This window comes from Taibaiella koreensis, assembly GCF_003545715.1.
In the GTDB taxonomy this organism is placed as follows: domain Bacteria; phylum Bacteroidota; class Bacteroidia; order Chitinophagales; family Chitinophagaceae; genus Taibaiella; species Taibaiella koreensis.
In genome coordinates this window covers 275,646-289,714 of the sequence record NZ_QVNU01000005.1, presented here as the reverse complement: position 1 = coordinate 289,714, position 14,069 = coordinate 275,646, and the positions used below count along the sequence as shown (strand labels likewise).

Annotated in this window: 17 protein-coding genes; 11 read left to right on the top strand and 6 right to left on the bottom strand. The window is 50.5% G+C overall.

The features are described from left to right. Positions 1-82: 82 nt before the first annotated feature. The 3 genes from DZK30_RS17555 to DZK30_RS17545 are packed head-to-tail and all read left to right on the top strand — an operon-like array spanning position 83 to position 1,799. Entirely contained in the window at positions 83-646 is a 564-nt protein-coding gene (locus tag DZK30_RS17555) for a hypothetical protein (protein WP_162903193.1), read from the top strand. Positions 647-682: 36 nt separating this feature from the next. Beyond that, positions 683-1,270, top strand: a complete 588-nt coding sequence (locus DZK30_RS17550; protein WP_118975472.1) for a riboflavin synthase — start codon at positions 683-685, stop codon at positions 1,268-1,270. Positions 1,271-1,322: 52 nt separating this feature from the next. Beyond that, positions 1,323-1,799, top strand: coding sequence for a type I restriction enzyme HsdR N-terminal domain-containing protein (locus DZK30_RS17545; RefSeq protein ID WP_118975471.1), 477 nt, complete (start codon positions 1,323-1,325; stop codon positions 1,797-1,799). Here the strand turns inward: DZK30_RS17545 and DZK30_RS17540 are convergent. From DZK30_RS17540 to DZK30_RS17525, 4 genes are all read right to left on the bottom strand, one after another. Beyond that, positions 1,743-3,386 (bottom strand): S41 family peptidase, encoded by a 1,644-nt coding sequence (locus DZK30_RS17540; RefSeq protein ID WP_118975470.1) that lies wholly within the window; start codon positions 3,384-3,386, stop codon positions 1,743-1,745. The two genes, DZK30_RS17545 and DZK30_RS17540, sit on opposite strands and share 57 nt — an antisense overlap. 113 nt (positions 3,387-3,499) lie before the next feature. Next, the gene (locus DZK30_RS17535) at positions 3,500-4,714 is read right to left on the bottom strand and encodes a DegT/DnrJ/EryC1/StrS family aminotransferase (protein ID WP_118975469.1); all 1,215 of its coding nucleotides are present in this window, start codon (positions 4,712-4,714) and stop codon (positions 3,500-3,502) included. A gap of 95 nt (positions 4,715-4,809) precedes the next feature. Then, positions 4,810-5,991, bottom strand: a complete 1,182-nt coding sequence (locus tag DZK30_RS17530) for a hypothetical protein (protein WP_118975468.1) — start codon at positions 5,989-5,991, stop codon at positions 4,810-4,812. Between the two features lie 78 nt (positions 5,992-6,069). Next, on the bottom strand, positions 6,070-7,008 hold the full coding sequence (locus tag DZK30_RS17525; RefSeq protein WP_118975467.1) for an SPFH domain-containing protein: 939 nt from the start codon (positions 7,006-7,008) through the stop codon (positions 6,070-6,072). Positions 7,009-7,157: 149 nt separating this feature from the next. Between DZK30_RS17525 and DZK30_RS17520 the strand changes: the two genes are divergently transcribed. The 3 genes from DZK30_RS17520 to DZK30_RS17510 all read left to right on the top strand — a co-directional run bounded on the left by DZK30_RS17520 (position 7,158) and on the right by DZK30_RS17510 (position 10,661). Further along, a complete protein-coding gene (locus tag DZK30_RS17520) occupies positions 7,158-7,646 on the top strand; it encodes an IPExxxVDY family protein (RefSeq protein ID WP_118975466.1) in 489 nt (162 codons plus the stop codon). 155 nt (positions 7,647-7,801) lie between these two features. Further along, a complete protein-coding gene (locus tag DZK30_RS17515; RefSeq protein WP_118975465.1) occupies positions 7,802-9,040 on the top strand; it encodes an NADP-dependent isocitrate dehydrogenase in 1,239 nt (412 codons plus the stop codon). A 316-nt stretch (positions 9,041-9,356) separates the two neighbouring features. Further along, entirely contained in the window at positions 9,357-10,661 is a 1,305-nt protein-coding gene (locus DZK30_RS17510; protein WP_118975464.1) for a DUF5689 domain-containing protein, read from the top strand. Between the two features lie 300 nt (positions 10,662-10,961). Here DZK30_RS17510 and DZK30_RS25935 read toward each other — a convergent pair whose 3' ends face one another. Continuing rightward, positions 10,962-11,255 (bottom strand): class I lanthipeptide, encoded by a 294-nt coding sequence (locus DZK30_RS25935; RefSeq protein ID WP_162903192.1) that lies wholly within the window; start codon positions 11,253-11,255, stop codon positions 10,962-10,964. 150 nt (positions 11,256-11,405) lie between these two features. Here DZK30_RS25935 and DZK30_RS25930 point away from each other — a divergent pair, with 150 nt between their 5' ends. The 4 genes from DZK30_RS25930 to DZK30_RS25925 all read left to right on the top strand — a co-directional run bounded on the left by DZK30_RS25930 (position 11,406) and on the right by DZK30_RS25925 (position 12,533). Next, entirely contained in the window at positions 11,406-11,657 is a 252-nt protein-coding gene (locus DZK30_RS25930) for a class I lanthipeptide (protein ID WP_162903191.1), read from the top strand. Between the two features lie 47 nt (positions 11,658-11,704). Continuing rightward, the gene (locus DZK30_RS17495) at positions 11,705-11,932 is read left to right on the top strand and encodes a class I lanthipeptide (RefSeq protein ID WP_118975461.1); all 228 of its coding nucleotides are present in this window, start codon (positions 11,705-11,707) and stop codon (positions 11,930-11,932) included. Positions 11,933-12,009: 77 nt separating this feature from the next. Further along, positions 12,010-12,282, top strand: a complete 273-nt coding sequence (locus DZK30_RS17490; RefSeq protein WP_118975460.1) for a class I lanthipeptide — start codon at positions 12,010-12,012, stop codon at positions 12,280-12,282. Between the two features lie 65 nt (positions 12,283-12,347). Continuing rightward, positions 12,348-12,533, top strand: coding sequence for a hypothetical protein (locus DZK30_RS25925; protein ID WP_162903190.1), 186 nt, complete (start codon positions 12,348-12,350; stop codon positions 12,531-12,533). A 132-nt stretch (positions 12,534-12,665) separates the two neighbouring features. Here DZK30_RS25925 and ftsY read toward each other — a convergent pair whose 3' ends face one another. Further along, positions 12,666-13,649, bottom strand: coding sequence for a signal recognition particle-docking protein FtsY (ftsY, locus tag DZK30_RS17485; RefSeq protein ID WP_118975459.1), 984 nt, complete (start codon positions 13,647-13,649; stop codon positions 12,666-12,668). Positions 13,650-13,766: 117 nt separating this feature from the next. Between ftsY and DZK30_RS17480 the strand changes: the two genes are divergently transcribed. Further along, positions 13,767-14,045, top strand: coding sequence for a cell division protein ZapA (locus DZK30_RS17480; RefSeq protein ID WP_118975458.1), 279 nt, complete (start codon positions 13,767-13,769; stop codon positions 14,043-14,045). Positions 14,046-14,069 lie beyond the last annotated feature (24 nt).

Below are 14,069 nucleotides of genomic sequence, written 5' to 3'. Positions count from 1 at the left end.
ATCTGTCTATAAGCTTAAGGGGCGGGCATCACAAAAACTATATGGCCAAACAAAATTTTACATTGATCTTTGCGTTATCATTATGATGTCTACAAAAGTAAAAGGAACGCTGTTGCTGCTGGCTATGGGAATGGCCGCCTTCTTTTATGCCTGCTCCAAGTATAAGGACCCGCCTCCGGGAGTGCCCAACGATGAGCTGAAAAAGCGACATTATTGCAACGATCCGCTTGCCGTCAATTACAACTGGGGCTTTCCGGGTACACCCGATAGTACCATCTGTACTTACCCGGTAGATTCTTTCCTGGGCGCCTGGGTGCTTACCGATACAGCATTCTTTCCTGACGGTACGGTTCAGGGATCACAGACCCGCAACCTGGTGTTCACATCCACGGAAGATACCGTCAAGAGGCATCTGTCGGTTTCCGGCTGGTGCGGCAATACCATGCCCTTCCTGGTCACTGCCGACAAGTATAAGAAGGCTGTTGTCGACACACTGTTGGTAGGTTCGCCGGGCCAATATATCTGCAACAACACCGATACGCTGAGCGGAGGCCTGCGCCAGGGTAACGATACGTTACTGATCGATTTTACCATCACCAATGCCGGAAGCACACTATATCACAAGGGAGTCGCAGTGCGGCCCTGATCTTTATTGTTCACTGTTTAAGTATAACCGATCCTGATGTTCACAGGAATAATAGAAACGCTCGGTACCATAACCCGGGTAAGCCGTGAGGGGACCAATATTCATTTCACCGTAGCAAGCGATATCAGCAAAGAGCTGAAAATAGACCAGTCTTTGGCACACGATGGGGTATGCCTCACGGTAGTAGCCTGTGATGATAAGGAACATACGGTGACGGCAGTCGAAGAAACGCTGAAAAAAACCAACCTCGCCTCATGGCAGGAAGGACGTACCGTCAACCTGGAAAGGGCAATGAAGCTGGGCGACCGGCTGGACGGCCATATCGTTCAGGGACATGTGGATACCAAAGGAACCTGTCTCAGCAGGGAGGCATTGGAAGGTAGCCATCTGTTCCGGTTTGCTTTTCCCGATGCCTTCACCGCGCTCGTGATCGAGAAGGGGTCCATCTGCATTAATGGTGTCAGCCTCACTGCTTTCGGGGTAGGGCGCGATACGTTCTCTGTAACGATCATTCCCTATACACTGGCGCATACTACGTTTGCGGCGCTGCAGGCAGGCGACGATATCAATCTTGAATTTGATATTTTGGGCAAATATATGCTGCGGATGCAGTCCCTGGCCTAGCCCGTTGTAGTATATTGAGCGCTTCTTTGACCTGATCTTCGTATCCTTGCTTATGATCTCCCTGGTTTTCCCTGCACATGATTTCCGCCTCCGGCAGCAGGACGGGAAACGCTACATTTTTGATCCTATCCGGAAAAAATATGTATTGCTGACCCCCGAAGAGTGGGTGCGCCAGCACTTACTGGTATATTTTTGCGAGGTAATGGCTTATCCTAGGGGACTCATTTCCGTTGAAAAAGAGATAAGGGTCAACCAATTGAAAAAGCGTTACGATATTGTCGTTTACGATTATGATCACCGGCCCTGGATGCTGATCGAGTGCAAGGAGCCGGCGGTAGCTGTCGACGAACGTACGCTGGCGCAGCTGCTCCGGTATCACAGCAGCCTTCAATGCCCTTACTGGATGCTGTCCAATGGCACGCAGCATTTCTGCGCTGCGGTACAGGATCATAAAGTAAGCTGGCTGGACCAGCTACCCGCCCACGATGGCGGCGTATTCCTTCCCGCGGAGAATACCCAGGGCTCTTAGCACTACATTATCCGTCTTGTTGACCTGCTGGTAATAGCCATTGCTGCGGAACAGCATCCTGGCCAGGATGGCCCTTACCCGCTGCTGGATAAAGCCAAGCGATTTGGCATCGCTCCATACCTTCGACACCTGTACTGCGTAATCTTTGCTGAGGCTACTTTTCAGGGTTACCATCATTTGCGGTGTTATGGTAAAGGAGGCATCGAATTGACGGAACGAGGTGTATACGCTCATTTCCTTGCTGTGCAGCGAGTAGTATTCATATACGGTATTACTCAGCGTTGAGGACGACAGGAGCTCATAGAGCTCGGAGGCGTAAGCACTGGTCTCGTAAGGCGTGACAATATCCGGCTTGATGCCGCCGCCGCCATAAACGATACGGTGCTTTTCTTCTGTAAAGTAACGGATGGTATCGGCCGGGCCGAGCGTATCCATACCCGTAAGCGAACCATCGCGGAAGCGGTTCTCGAAATCTTCTTCGTACAGCTCCCTGCCTTTGTTGTAAGGACGTTGTATGCTGCGTCCGGAGGGCGTATAGTACCGGGCAACCGTCAGCCGCAGGGCAGAGCCATCGCCCAGCTCAAACTGTTCCTGCACCAGCCCTTTACCATAAGTACGCCGGCCGATCACCACACCGCGGTCCCAATCCTGAACGGCGCCGGCGAGGATCTCGCTCGCTGATGCGGAGCCCTCGTCGACCAGCACAGCAAGGCGGCCCTTTTCAAACTTGCCCTTTTGGCCGGCCATATATTTTTCTTTATCCGAAGCGCGGCCCTGCGTATACACCAGCAGCTTATTGTCGCCTATCAGCTCGTCGGCGATCGCCGTAGCGGCATCCAGGTAGCCGCCCGGGTTTTGTCGCAAGTCGAGTACCAGCTGCTTCATACCCTGTCCCAGCAGGGCATTCAGCGCTTTCATAAATTCCCGGTAGGTGGTGGCGCTGAAGCGGTTGATGCGGATATAGCCGGTTACCATATCGATCATATAGCTGGCATCAACACTAAAGATGGGAATCACGCCTCTTTTGACCTGTGTTTCCAGCACACGATTCTCCGATGGCCGCAGCAGGCTCAGCTTTACAGCGCTGCCTTCGAGGCCGCGCAGCTTGCTGATGATGCTTTCGCTGGTAATGCCGATCACCGAGCTATCGTTGACCTTAAGTATCTTATCGCCCGTTTGGATACCCGCATCGGCCGAAGGACCGTTCTTGAGCACAGAGGTGATCATCAGGGTATCTTTAAGAATATAGAATTCGACGCCGATGCCTTTAAAATTACCTTCAAGATCTTCCGTTACCGATGCCATATCGCGGGCGGGAATATAGACGGTGTGCGGGTCCAGGTGTTTCAAAATTCCGGTCACCGCGTCTTCGTACAGGGAATCGGCATTAACTGAATCTACATATTTGGCATTCACAATATCGATAATCTCTTCCAGCCGGTCGTTACGTTCGATAGCATTGGAGATAGGTCTTTTGTTACTTAAGTATTTATTCAGCTGAAAACCAATCAGTATGCCCAGGATGAGGATTACAGAGAAGGTAAGGGGTGTCCAGATATTAAAACGCTTCGGTGAATCGGCAGGCATATCACATATAAGTAGACTGCAAAATTAGGTATTAAATAGGGGAATATTCAAATGTCTGCACGAAAAGAAAGCCATCCTATAGGGGATGGCTTTAAGCAGTTCGAAAAATATGATTATAGTCCGCTCATAAAAGCATTAATGCTCTCTTTCATATGGTCGATCTGGACCTGGTCAAGGCCGTGGTGGCAGGCGATCAGCATGCCGCCGCGCATTACCTTGTCGGCTTCGGGATAGCCTGCTGTAGCGGCTTTGTGGGCTACGTTCTTAAAGCCCGGCTGCCGCAGGATATTACCGGTGAAAACCGTACGGGTCTGTATATTCCGCTGTTCCAGGAAGATCTGCAGATCGCGGCGGATAAAAGGTGCGTTCTCCCTTACCGTAACGGCAAAAGCCAGCCAGCCGGTACGGGAGCCGGGCAGCTGTTGCGGCAGGATAAAATGCTCTTCGTATTGTTCGAAGAAGGCACGCAGCTGGGTATAGTTGGCCGTCCGTTTATCGATATTATCAGCCAGCTTTCCGATCTGTACCATGCCGAAAGCCGCGCCCAATTCGGAAGGCTCTATGTTGTGGCCCGGTTCTTCAAATACAAATTTGGCATCATAGGGAATACCGTCCACATTGACGTTGAAGCGATTCTCTATCTTTTCCGACTCAACAAAAAGAGAGGAGCTGCGCCCCCAACTGCGCAGCAGTCGCCCGCGGTCGTAAAAGGCCTCGCTGTTGACACACAGCATGCCGCCGTTACCAGCGCAATTCACAATGTGAGAACCATAAAAGCTCGTGGTGCTCATATCGGTAAAGCGGCCAGAGGAGGCGCCGTCTATCTCGGCGCCCAGTGTATCGGCCGAGTCTTCCAGCAGGAAGAGGCCGTGCTTGTCGGCCAGCGCTCGCAGCACCTTCCAGTCGGGCAGGTTGCCGATCAGGTTAGGGATGATCATCGCTTTGGTCTTAGGCGTGATCATCGCTTCCACCTTATTCACATCAATATTGTAAGTACCTTCTTCCACGTCCACAAAAGCCGGGATCCAGTTGCGTTTCACCTGGGGTGCTACGGTAGTGGAAAAGGTAAGCGCCGGCGTAATGATCTCGGCGCCGGCTTCGTAATCGAGCAGGTCGGCAGCCAGGTATAGGGCCGAGGAGCCCGAGTTGACGCCGATGCCGTATTTTTTGGCATACAAGCCGGCTACCGCCGCTTCCAGGGCTCTTACATGCTTGCCCATTTGCGTGGAGGTCTGCAGCACTTGTACTACCGCGTCGATTTCTTCCTGCCCGTGTACGGTCTTTCCGTAGGGTACATGCGGGTATATATTTTGGGTCGTTTCCGTCATTGTTTTATCGTTGGATTTTATTGGTAAAAATAAGCGGTCCGGATGGTAACACCAGAAAAAATTGATGACCGGTACCCGGCGCTGTGTCCAAAGGGTTAGTACCAGTAAGGCTCTCCCGTTCTGCAATAAGGTGTAAGCACACCGCCGAGCACCAGCCCAAGGGTTATGGCATGGCCCGAAAGATCGGTGCCGCCGCGGTTATTGTAAAAGAGCGCATGGTATTTGAGCTCGACGCCCAGGTACCAGGACCGTGTCCAGAATTTATACCCAGGACCTGCATTGATGTTGAAGCTATGCAGGTCCTGGTATACAGCCTTGCTTTGATCGGTTCCCGACCCTTTATCCGCCAGGCGCGGGTTCATACCATCAAGCCCCATACCGCCCACCAGCTCCAGGCTATGCCGTTTGTGGCCGTACAAAGCATAATTAAAGTCCAGGCCCAGGTAGTAAGCGATAAAGCTCCGGGTGGTGTACAGGGAGTCGTCCTTGATTACTTTATAAGTTCCGGGCGTACTCATAAAACGGATGCCGGCTGTGAGGCCCAGCTGCAGCTCGGGCGACCGCATGCCGATGTGCGCATTGATGTAAGGGTGGGGACCCAGCACATTCAGCTTGCCGTTGGGGATCCATATGCCCGAAGCGATGCTGAAGGTAGTACCCCTCCGTTCTGCTATATCGCGCATCCGGCGCATGGCCTTGTAGCCCTCGTAAAGTGCCGTGCCGTTCATCACGCTATCGCCCGCCCGGGTCAGCAAAGTGTCTGATGGAGCAGCGTAGTAATCGGCCAGGAACTTCTCTGTGCTGCTTAATCCCGCTTTTTCTTTCAGCGAGCTGGCCATTTGCTGTAGGAAAAGATAAAAGCTGTCGGTGGCGCGTCTTCTGTCTGTTTTGTGGTAAGCCACGTATGGCGACCTGTTGGAGGTATCGTCGGGCACAGTTGCCTTTCTCAGGTGCCATTTATAGTTTTCAAGATGCTGGAATGTCTGCTCGCTCACAAAGGCCTGACTGGTAAAGCGCCCGGTACCGATGGCGTCCAGCAGTTGAAAATGAAAGAGCATCCGGTCGCCGCATTCACGGATGGCATATTGCACCAGGGCCTCAAGGGTATCTCGCTTGCCGGCGCGATAAAGCTGAGGTATCAGGTAGCTGCTGTTATAGGAGATATCGAAGCAATCGGGCGCCCCGCGCGTCATCAGGCTTTCGATCTGTGCATCGCTCTGCGCTTGTGCCGATAGGCCGGCCAGGACCAGGCAGCAGCCGGAAATGATTTTTTTCATGGGAGGTGAGGGAAAAAAATAGTCCCGGAAGGAAGTACCGCCGGGACTGTCTATAACGTAAAAGAACGCTTTTTTTGATTATCTGCCTTGCTGCGGGGTTACGATCTTGGAGGTCTGCGCGATGGACATCAGCTCTTTCATGGTGCGCTGCATACCGTCGTTGCTGCCATCGAGGAAGATGGTATTGCCTTTGCCGTTCTCGGCAAAATGCTTGATGGCATCGGTCCACATAGAGAACAGAATGAAGGAGGCATCGAGGTTGGCCTGCTCCATTTCTTTAGCGGCACGGGCCATACCGTGTGCCACTTCTTCGCGGAATAACGCCACGCCCTGTCCACGCAGCTGCGCTGCTTGTCTTTCTGCCTCTGCCTGGATCTTGATTGCATTACCGTCGGCTTCTGCTGCCTTGGTCTTAGTGATCAACAATGCCTGGCCCTCATTTTCGGCCGCGGCCTTCAGGTTATTGGATGAAACGACCTGTGCCATGGAGCGCATGATCACCTCATCGAAGGTAATATCGTTGATCTGCAAATCGATCAGGTGATAGCCCCATTCTTCCAGCACTTTATCCAACTGGTCCTTGACATGCAGGATGATCTCGCCGCGAAGGCTGAGGATCTCTGCCTGCTTCTTGGTGGCTACGAAGGCGCGTACCGATCCTTCTACGGAGCGTACCAGGGCTTGCATCAGGCTACGCTCATCCATGAACTTGAACGCCACGTTCTTGATCGTTTCCGCTTCCTGGTTGAACACAGCATAGAGCAGCATAGCCGAGAAGTTAACATTGGCCTGGTCCTGCGTAATGGCCTGGAACTTGAGCTCAATGGAGCGGTTCTGGATAGAAATACGGCGGAATATCCGTTCGATAAAGGGAATTCTGAAATTAAGGCCGGGTCGCAGGATGCGCTGGAATTTGCCGAAGATGGTGATCACAGCGACGGTACCTTGCTGTACGGTGACGAAGCACACGAACAGTAAGGCCACCACGACGATAAGAACAATGTAGATGGGAGACATGTGGCTATAGATTTGTTTTCGGGCGGGAAGTTACAGAAAAAGAATGACTCGGGTGGTCGCCGGCTGGTATTTGCATCGGCGCTGTGCAAGTCGTCGCAAGGCTTTGCCGGGACGTAAATTATTCCAACCTTTGCAAAAGGAATACCGGCATGGCAAAATTTTTACTGAACACCGCATTTGTTGAAGAAGACTTCTTTTCAGACAGCCGCCTGATCGCAGTCGGTTCTGCGCTGAAGGGGCACAGCCTTTGCTGGTGGATCAACGAGCTATTTGGTCTTAAATTCGTCAGGGAACCCGAAATGGATATTTGTATCCACGAAGGAAGGGTATCGAGCGGCAGCGGTACCCTGTTCGATGAATTGCCAGAGGAAGAGGTCAAGCGCAAATACCATTTCCCGGTATACCGGCACGCCCTGCCTTATTTTGATGCGGCCTTTTACCTGTATGCCAACCGCTGCTCTGTAAAAAAGCTGGTCCCGGAGCTGAAGCATGCCGATTATCTGCTGCTGATACAATTTGCCTCCTACATAGAGCCGGAACAGGATTTTTCTTTCGACCTGGTTAAGGTGAACGGGGTTGCCTGGACCAGCGAGCTGGAGATCGCATCCCTGAAATCGCGGCGGAACCTCATCATTTGAGAAAGCCCCGTCCGGAACCGCTTCCGGCAGCCGCCATCTTTCCCGCATCGGGCGCCAATGTCAATTTATCACAGACATTTTATTTAAAAGATTCCTTTTTGTTACTTTTGCCCGATTCTTTTTTTCAACAAACAATTTAATACCTGTTTAGCACAATGGCTGAAAAAATCAAAGTAGCGAATCCTGTTGTAGAATTGGATGGCGACGAAATGACGCGCATCATCTGGAAATTCATCAAAGACAAGCTGATCCTGCCCTACCTGGATGTAGATATCAAATACTTCGACCTTGGCGTAGAGCACCGCGATGCTACCGACGATCAGGTAACTGTAGATGCCGCCAATGCCATCAAGCAATACGGCGTGGGCATCAAATGCGCCACCATTACCCCCGATGAGGCGCGTGTAAAAGAATTTAACCTGAAGCAGATGTGGAAGTCGCCCAACGGTACCATCCGCAATATCCTGGATGGCACGGTATTCCGCGAGCCTATTGTGATCGATAATATTCCCCGCCTGGTACCCAACTGGACGGCGCCTATATGCATCGGCCGTCACGCTTTCGGCGACCAATACCGCGCTACCGATTTCCTCACCAAAGGTAAAGGCAAGCTGACTGTTAAATTTGAAGGAGAAGACGGAACCGTGCAGGAGTTTGAAGTGTTCAACTTCAAAGGCGACGGCGTGGCTCTTACTATGTACAATACCGATGAGAGCATCGCCGGATTTGCCCGTGCCTGCTTCAACCAGGCGCTGATCAAGCAATGGCCGTTGTACCTCTCTACCAAGAACACCATCCTGAAAAAATATGATGGCCGCTTCAAGGATATCTTTGAAGAGATATATGAAAATGAGTTCAAAGCGAAATTTGAAGCTGCAGGCATTACTTATGAGCATCGCCTGATCGACGACATGGTGGCTTCGGCGTTGAAATGGCATGGTAATTTCGTCTGGGCCTGTAAAAACTACGACGGCGATGTGCAGAGCGATACCGTAGCCCAGGGCTTTGGTTCATTGGGACTAATGACTTCTACCCTGGTAACACCCGATGGCAAGACCATGGAAGCAGAAGCGGCACACGGTACCGTAACCCGCCACTACCGCGAGCATCAGAAAGGTAATCCCACCTCTACCAATCCTATCGCTTCGATCTTTGCCTGGACACGCGGCCTCGAGTTCCGTGGCAAGCTGGACAATAACCAGCCGCTCATCGACTTTGCCCATGCCCTGGAGGCCGTGTGTATCGAGACTGTGGCCAGCGGCAATATGACCAAGGACCTGGCGGTATGTATCCATGGTAACAAAGTGAACCATGGTGAGCACTATCTCTATACCGAAGAATTCCTCGATATGCTGGATGCCAACCTGAAAGTAAAGCTGGGATATAACGCCTGATAAAATAGCTGATAAAACTGAATGAATCCCCGGTTAAGAACACCGGGGATTTCTTTTGTCAAGTGGCTTCTCAGGTATCCTCCATTTTGAGAAAGCAAGGTCAATAGAATAAATGTAAAGTTGTAAACAGTAGAAATTCAACTTGTTAAATAAGTTGTAATTTAGTGTTTTAACAAAGGCTTATAATTAAACCTAATCGCTGTTATTTAAAGATTTGGTAACACATGTTGGGGATTTGGTAACCTAAACTTATTATCACCCGTTACATGTGGTGATTTTTTTGTTGTTATTTTGCAGCCTGTTTTAATCAAAAAATATGAAGAGAATTCTTACTGCGGCACTGGGTATTTTAACTATTGGCGCTTTATTCAGTGTAAGTTCCTGCGTTAAAAAGGATTTTGACGCACCACCGGACAATAGCGGTTACGATCCGCAGCTGCCGGTTACCCATACCATAGCACAGCTGCAAGCCATGACGCCGGGCCTTATCGATACCGATGTGGTGATCGCCGGTATTGTCGTTATGGACGACAAAAGCGGCAACTACTACAAAAAGATCGTGATCCAGGATGCTACCGGTGGTATCGAGATACTGGTAGATCAATACAGCCTGTACAACGACTATCCTGTAGGCCGTAAGATCTATGTGAAGTGTAAAGGCCTGTTTGTAGGCGCTTACAACAACAATCCCCAGCTGGGTTATGCGCCCGATGCTACCGGCAACCTTACCGGCATTCCCACGGTGCTGTCCAGCGATTACCTGGTGAAAGCCAACTATCCCAACACTATCGTTCCCGATACGCTGACGCTGACGGATCTGGCGAGCCCCAACGCAGCCAAGCAATACCTCAATAAGCTGGTGGCGATCAAAAATGTAGAGTTCATCACTTCGCAGGTCGGTCTTCCCTACGCCCAGCTGGCCACCCTAGCTTCTGTTACCGAGCGTAAGATTGAGGATTGCGACGGCAAAAGCATGGTGATGCGGAACAGCGGTTATGCCAAGTTCCAGCCCTTCCTGCTGCCTTCCGGAAAGGGTACTCTGCTGGCGATCTATACCCGCTACCGCGACATACCTCAGCTGTATATACGCGATACCAGCGACGTACAATTCTCCGGCAAACGTTGCGATGGCAGCGAACCTTCTGCCTATATCATCAACGACGGCTTCGAAAGCCTGAACAACTGGAACGTTGTAAGCGTGACCGGCGATCAGAAATGGGCTATCGCTCAATACGGCAACCCCAAGCCCTGCGCGGCAATGTCGGGCTTCTCCGGTAGCAATTTTGCCAACGAAGACTGGCTGATCTCCAAAGGGATCAACCTGACCGGCAACTACAATACCATTACCATGACCTTTGAATCGGCAGCCAAGTATGCCGGTAATCCCCTGGAGCTTTATATCTCCACCGATTACTCCGGTAGCGGCGCTCCCGGTTCGGCTACCTGGGTACCCCTGACGGCAGTATACGACCAGAGCGGTAGCTTTACCTTTACCAACTCTGGCAATATCGACCTGTTGTCTTACAAGAACAAGACAGTATACGTTGCCTTCAAATATACTTCTACTACCAGCGCCGCTAAGAGCTGGGAGTTAGACAACTTCAGGATCAAAGGCGAATAAGCTAAACGATTTCATACCAAAGAATCCCCCGGACAGAACCGGGGGATTTTTTTGTGATCGACTTTTTTTGGAATAATAAAAAATGACCATCCCGACATAGGAAACAAAATAATCTCCGGTCCTTGAGCATGTCGAAAGGACAGCTATAAAATGGTGCTTCGACGGGCTCAGCAACCATTATCAAGAGGAATTTGGCTAATGTTTCCTATGTCGGGATAGTCAGTTAATGAAATTAATAAGCTGCCGAAGCCGGCCGGATGCTTGTTGCATCATCAGTTTGCACCAGTATCATCGTCCGGATCAGGCGCAGAGCAGGGGCTGGGTGTGCTCAGGGATACAGGGATTACAAACAGAGACAGCAGCATGTGCTGCCGACCAGTTGGCACAACATTGGGATTTCTTGTTGGCAATCGTATTAGGACAATTGTTGTCGATGGACGGACAACCCGTGCCGCATAATGATACGGCATCTGTGGAGACCGGCGCGCAGGTGGCTGATCCTCCTTGTACGTTTTCCATTCCTTCGGGGTGCAGGCGGGTAATGGTCGCCTTTTTCAGCATGAGCCTTGACAAGTTCAGGTTTTTCTTTTTCATCTTATCTCAGTTTGGTTGGTGAGCATTAAAGATACTGATATCAGCAACCGTTTTGCAAAGGCTGCAGGGTTTAATCTGTCAAAAATCATGGTTTACCCTTGGTTTTGGAGCGGAGATAATTTGTAGATTGCATGATAAAATCAATAATATATGAAAAGGAAAAACCTGACCACAAAACTATTTTTAAAGAAAAAGATGATCACGTCCTTAACGGTAGCTGACGCCGGCGGGATAAAAGGCGGGAACTCTGCAGCGCCTTCCTGTATTGCCTGTATTCCGCCGACAGAGCCGGAAGGATGCAGTAATGGCTGCCCTACCATTATTGCCGATAAGACATCACATTGCGGGCAATGCATCACTGAACCGCCAACCTGGTTTGTGAACTGCGGGGTTACTGCCTGATAAATCCATTTCTTGTTACATTTTATCAAACACCAAACACGTTTTTTATGAAAATGAAATCTTTGGACCTGAAGAAAAAGCTGGTCTTGAATAAAGAAAAGCTGGCGCAACTGAGTTCCGATAGCCAGGCTAATATATGGGCGGGAGGAGGCTCATTGGTAGTATCCTGTTTGACCGGCGATGTATGCATTCGTCCGACCTATGAGTATAAAACCTGTCTTTGCCCTACCTGGGCACCTGGTTCCTGCTATCCCAATACCTATTGTATCGGATAAGCAGGCTCACCTTCAAAAGGCATCCTTTGGAAGGATGTCTTTAAGCAGTAAATTTTGTTTTCAAAAACACCAGCAATATGAAAAAGAAAAACCTGACGGCAAAACTATCCTTAAAGAAAAAAAACATCACACAGCTAACGGCAACTTATGCCGATCATATGAAAGGCGGGAATTCAGCTACGCCTTCCTGTGTCGCCTGTATTCCGCCAACAGAGCCTGAAGGTTGCAGCAACGGATGTCCCAGTATAAATAACCCGGCGGCTTGCCGGAAAACCATTGCCCATCAGCAAACGCAATGTTGTCATACATGGGTAGAACCTTGTTCGGTCCTCATCCCTTGTATCGGTTGATCTGTCGCTCCGGCATCTAAATGACATGACGGCGATCCTTATTCCTTAACCTCAATCTACAGTATATGAAAAAGAAAAACCGAAGCATCAGGCTGTCTTTGCAGAAAATAAGAATTACCCGGCTCAGCAACCAGGAAGCGGTAACAGGAGGGCTAACTGCCCAAACCACCTGCTGCACCACACTGCCAGGCGGCGGACACAAGCAAACGACTTGCTGTTCTCTGGCTTCCTGTGCACCCGATATCTGCTAAAACCGGCCGGGACGCATAGCGTCTTTAGGTAAAGGCCTGACCGGCCGAAGCCTTCAAAACAAAAGCGGCATAGTTGATCGTCATGTTCAGCTATGCCGCTTTTTATATACCGGTATAGAAACCGGAAAAAGATCAGTCCTTCTCTTCCAACGAGAAGAGGCTGTCGACAAATTCATATTTGTTGAAGATCTGCAGGTCCTGCATCCTTTCACCTACGCCTATGTACTTAACGGGGATCTTGAACTGGTTGGCGATGGCCAGTACCACACCGCCTTTGGCGGTACCATCCAGCTTGGTAATCGCAAGGGAGGTTACCTCAGTGGCTGCGGTAAAGTGCCTGGCCTGCTCCAGCGCATTTTGCCCGGTACTGCCGTCCAGCACCAGCAGCACCTCATGTGGTGCGTCGGGAATGTTCTTACTCACCACACGCTTGATCTTTGACAGCTCGTCCATCAGGTGGGCCTTATTGTGCAGGCGCCCGGCCGTATCGATAATGACCACATCTACGTCGCGCGCGATACCGCTCACCACCGTATCGTAAGCCACCGAGCTGGGATCGCTGCCCATCTCTTTCTTCACAATAGGCACGTCCACACGTTCGCTCCATATGGTCAGCTGGTCTACTGCTGCGGCACGGAAGGTATCGGCTGCACCCAGCAATACGCTTTTGCCGTTCTTTTTAAAGTTGTAAGCCAGCTTGCCTATAGTCGTTGTTTTGCCCACGCCATTCACACCTACCACCAGAATAATGTAGGGCTTTTTCCCGGCGGGTATTTCGAAGGTCTCAAATTCGTTGGTAGGGGCATTGGTCAGGATGCCGGCTATTTCTTCCTGCAGTATCCGGTTCAGCTCAGCAGTGCCAAGATATTTGTCCTTGGCTACCCTTTCCTCGATACGGTTGATGATCGCCACCGTAGTATCCAGGCCCACATCGGCCGTAATCAGTGCCTCTTCCACGCTGTCCAGCACCTCTTCGTCTACCGAGTTCTTGCCGGCTATGGCTTTGGTGATCTTGGAAAAAAAACTCTGCTTGGTTTTTTGAAGGCCTTCATCGAGCGCTACCTTCTGTTCCTGCTGTTCTTTGTTCCGTTTGAAAAGCTTATCAAAAAATCCCATGTGATTGTATTGCCACCGGCTTAATCTGGCCGGGGAGGCTGCAAAAATACTTTTTTACAGGGGTAAGGAAAACTTTTTCTTATTCGTTACTTTTGATCTGCGCTTAAAGAAAAACAAATGGAAGAATATATACCGGTCACCTTGTGGATCGCCGGCCGTGGCTACCGGATACGGATCAAAAGCCAGGATGAAGCAGCGGTACGCCTTGCCGCCAAGATTGCTGATGAGCGTATCACCGAGCTGCGTACGAGCTTCGCCGGCAAAGACGACCAGGATTTCATAGCTATGTGCCTGCTGATGTATGCTACCGACCAGGTAACCGAAAGCAATGAGCTGAACCCTGTACAAAAGGAGTTGGTAAAGCAGATGACTGAAAAAATAGAAAAGGTTTTATAGGTAGGTTTTCGGAAGACAGCAAAG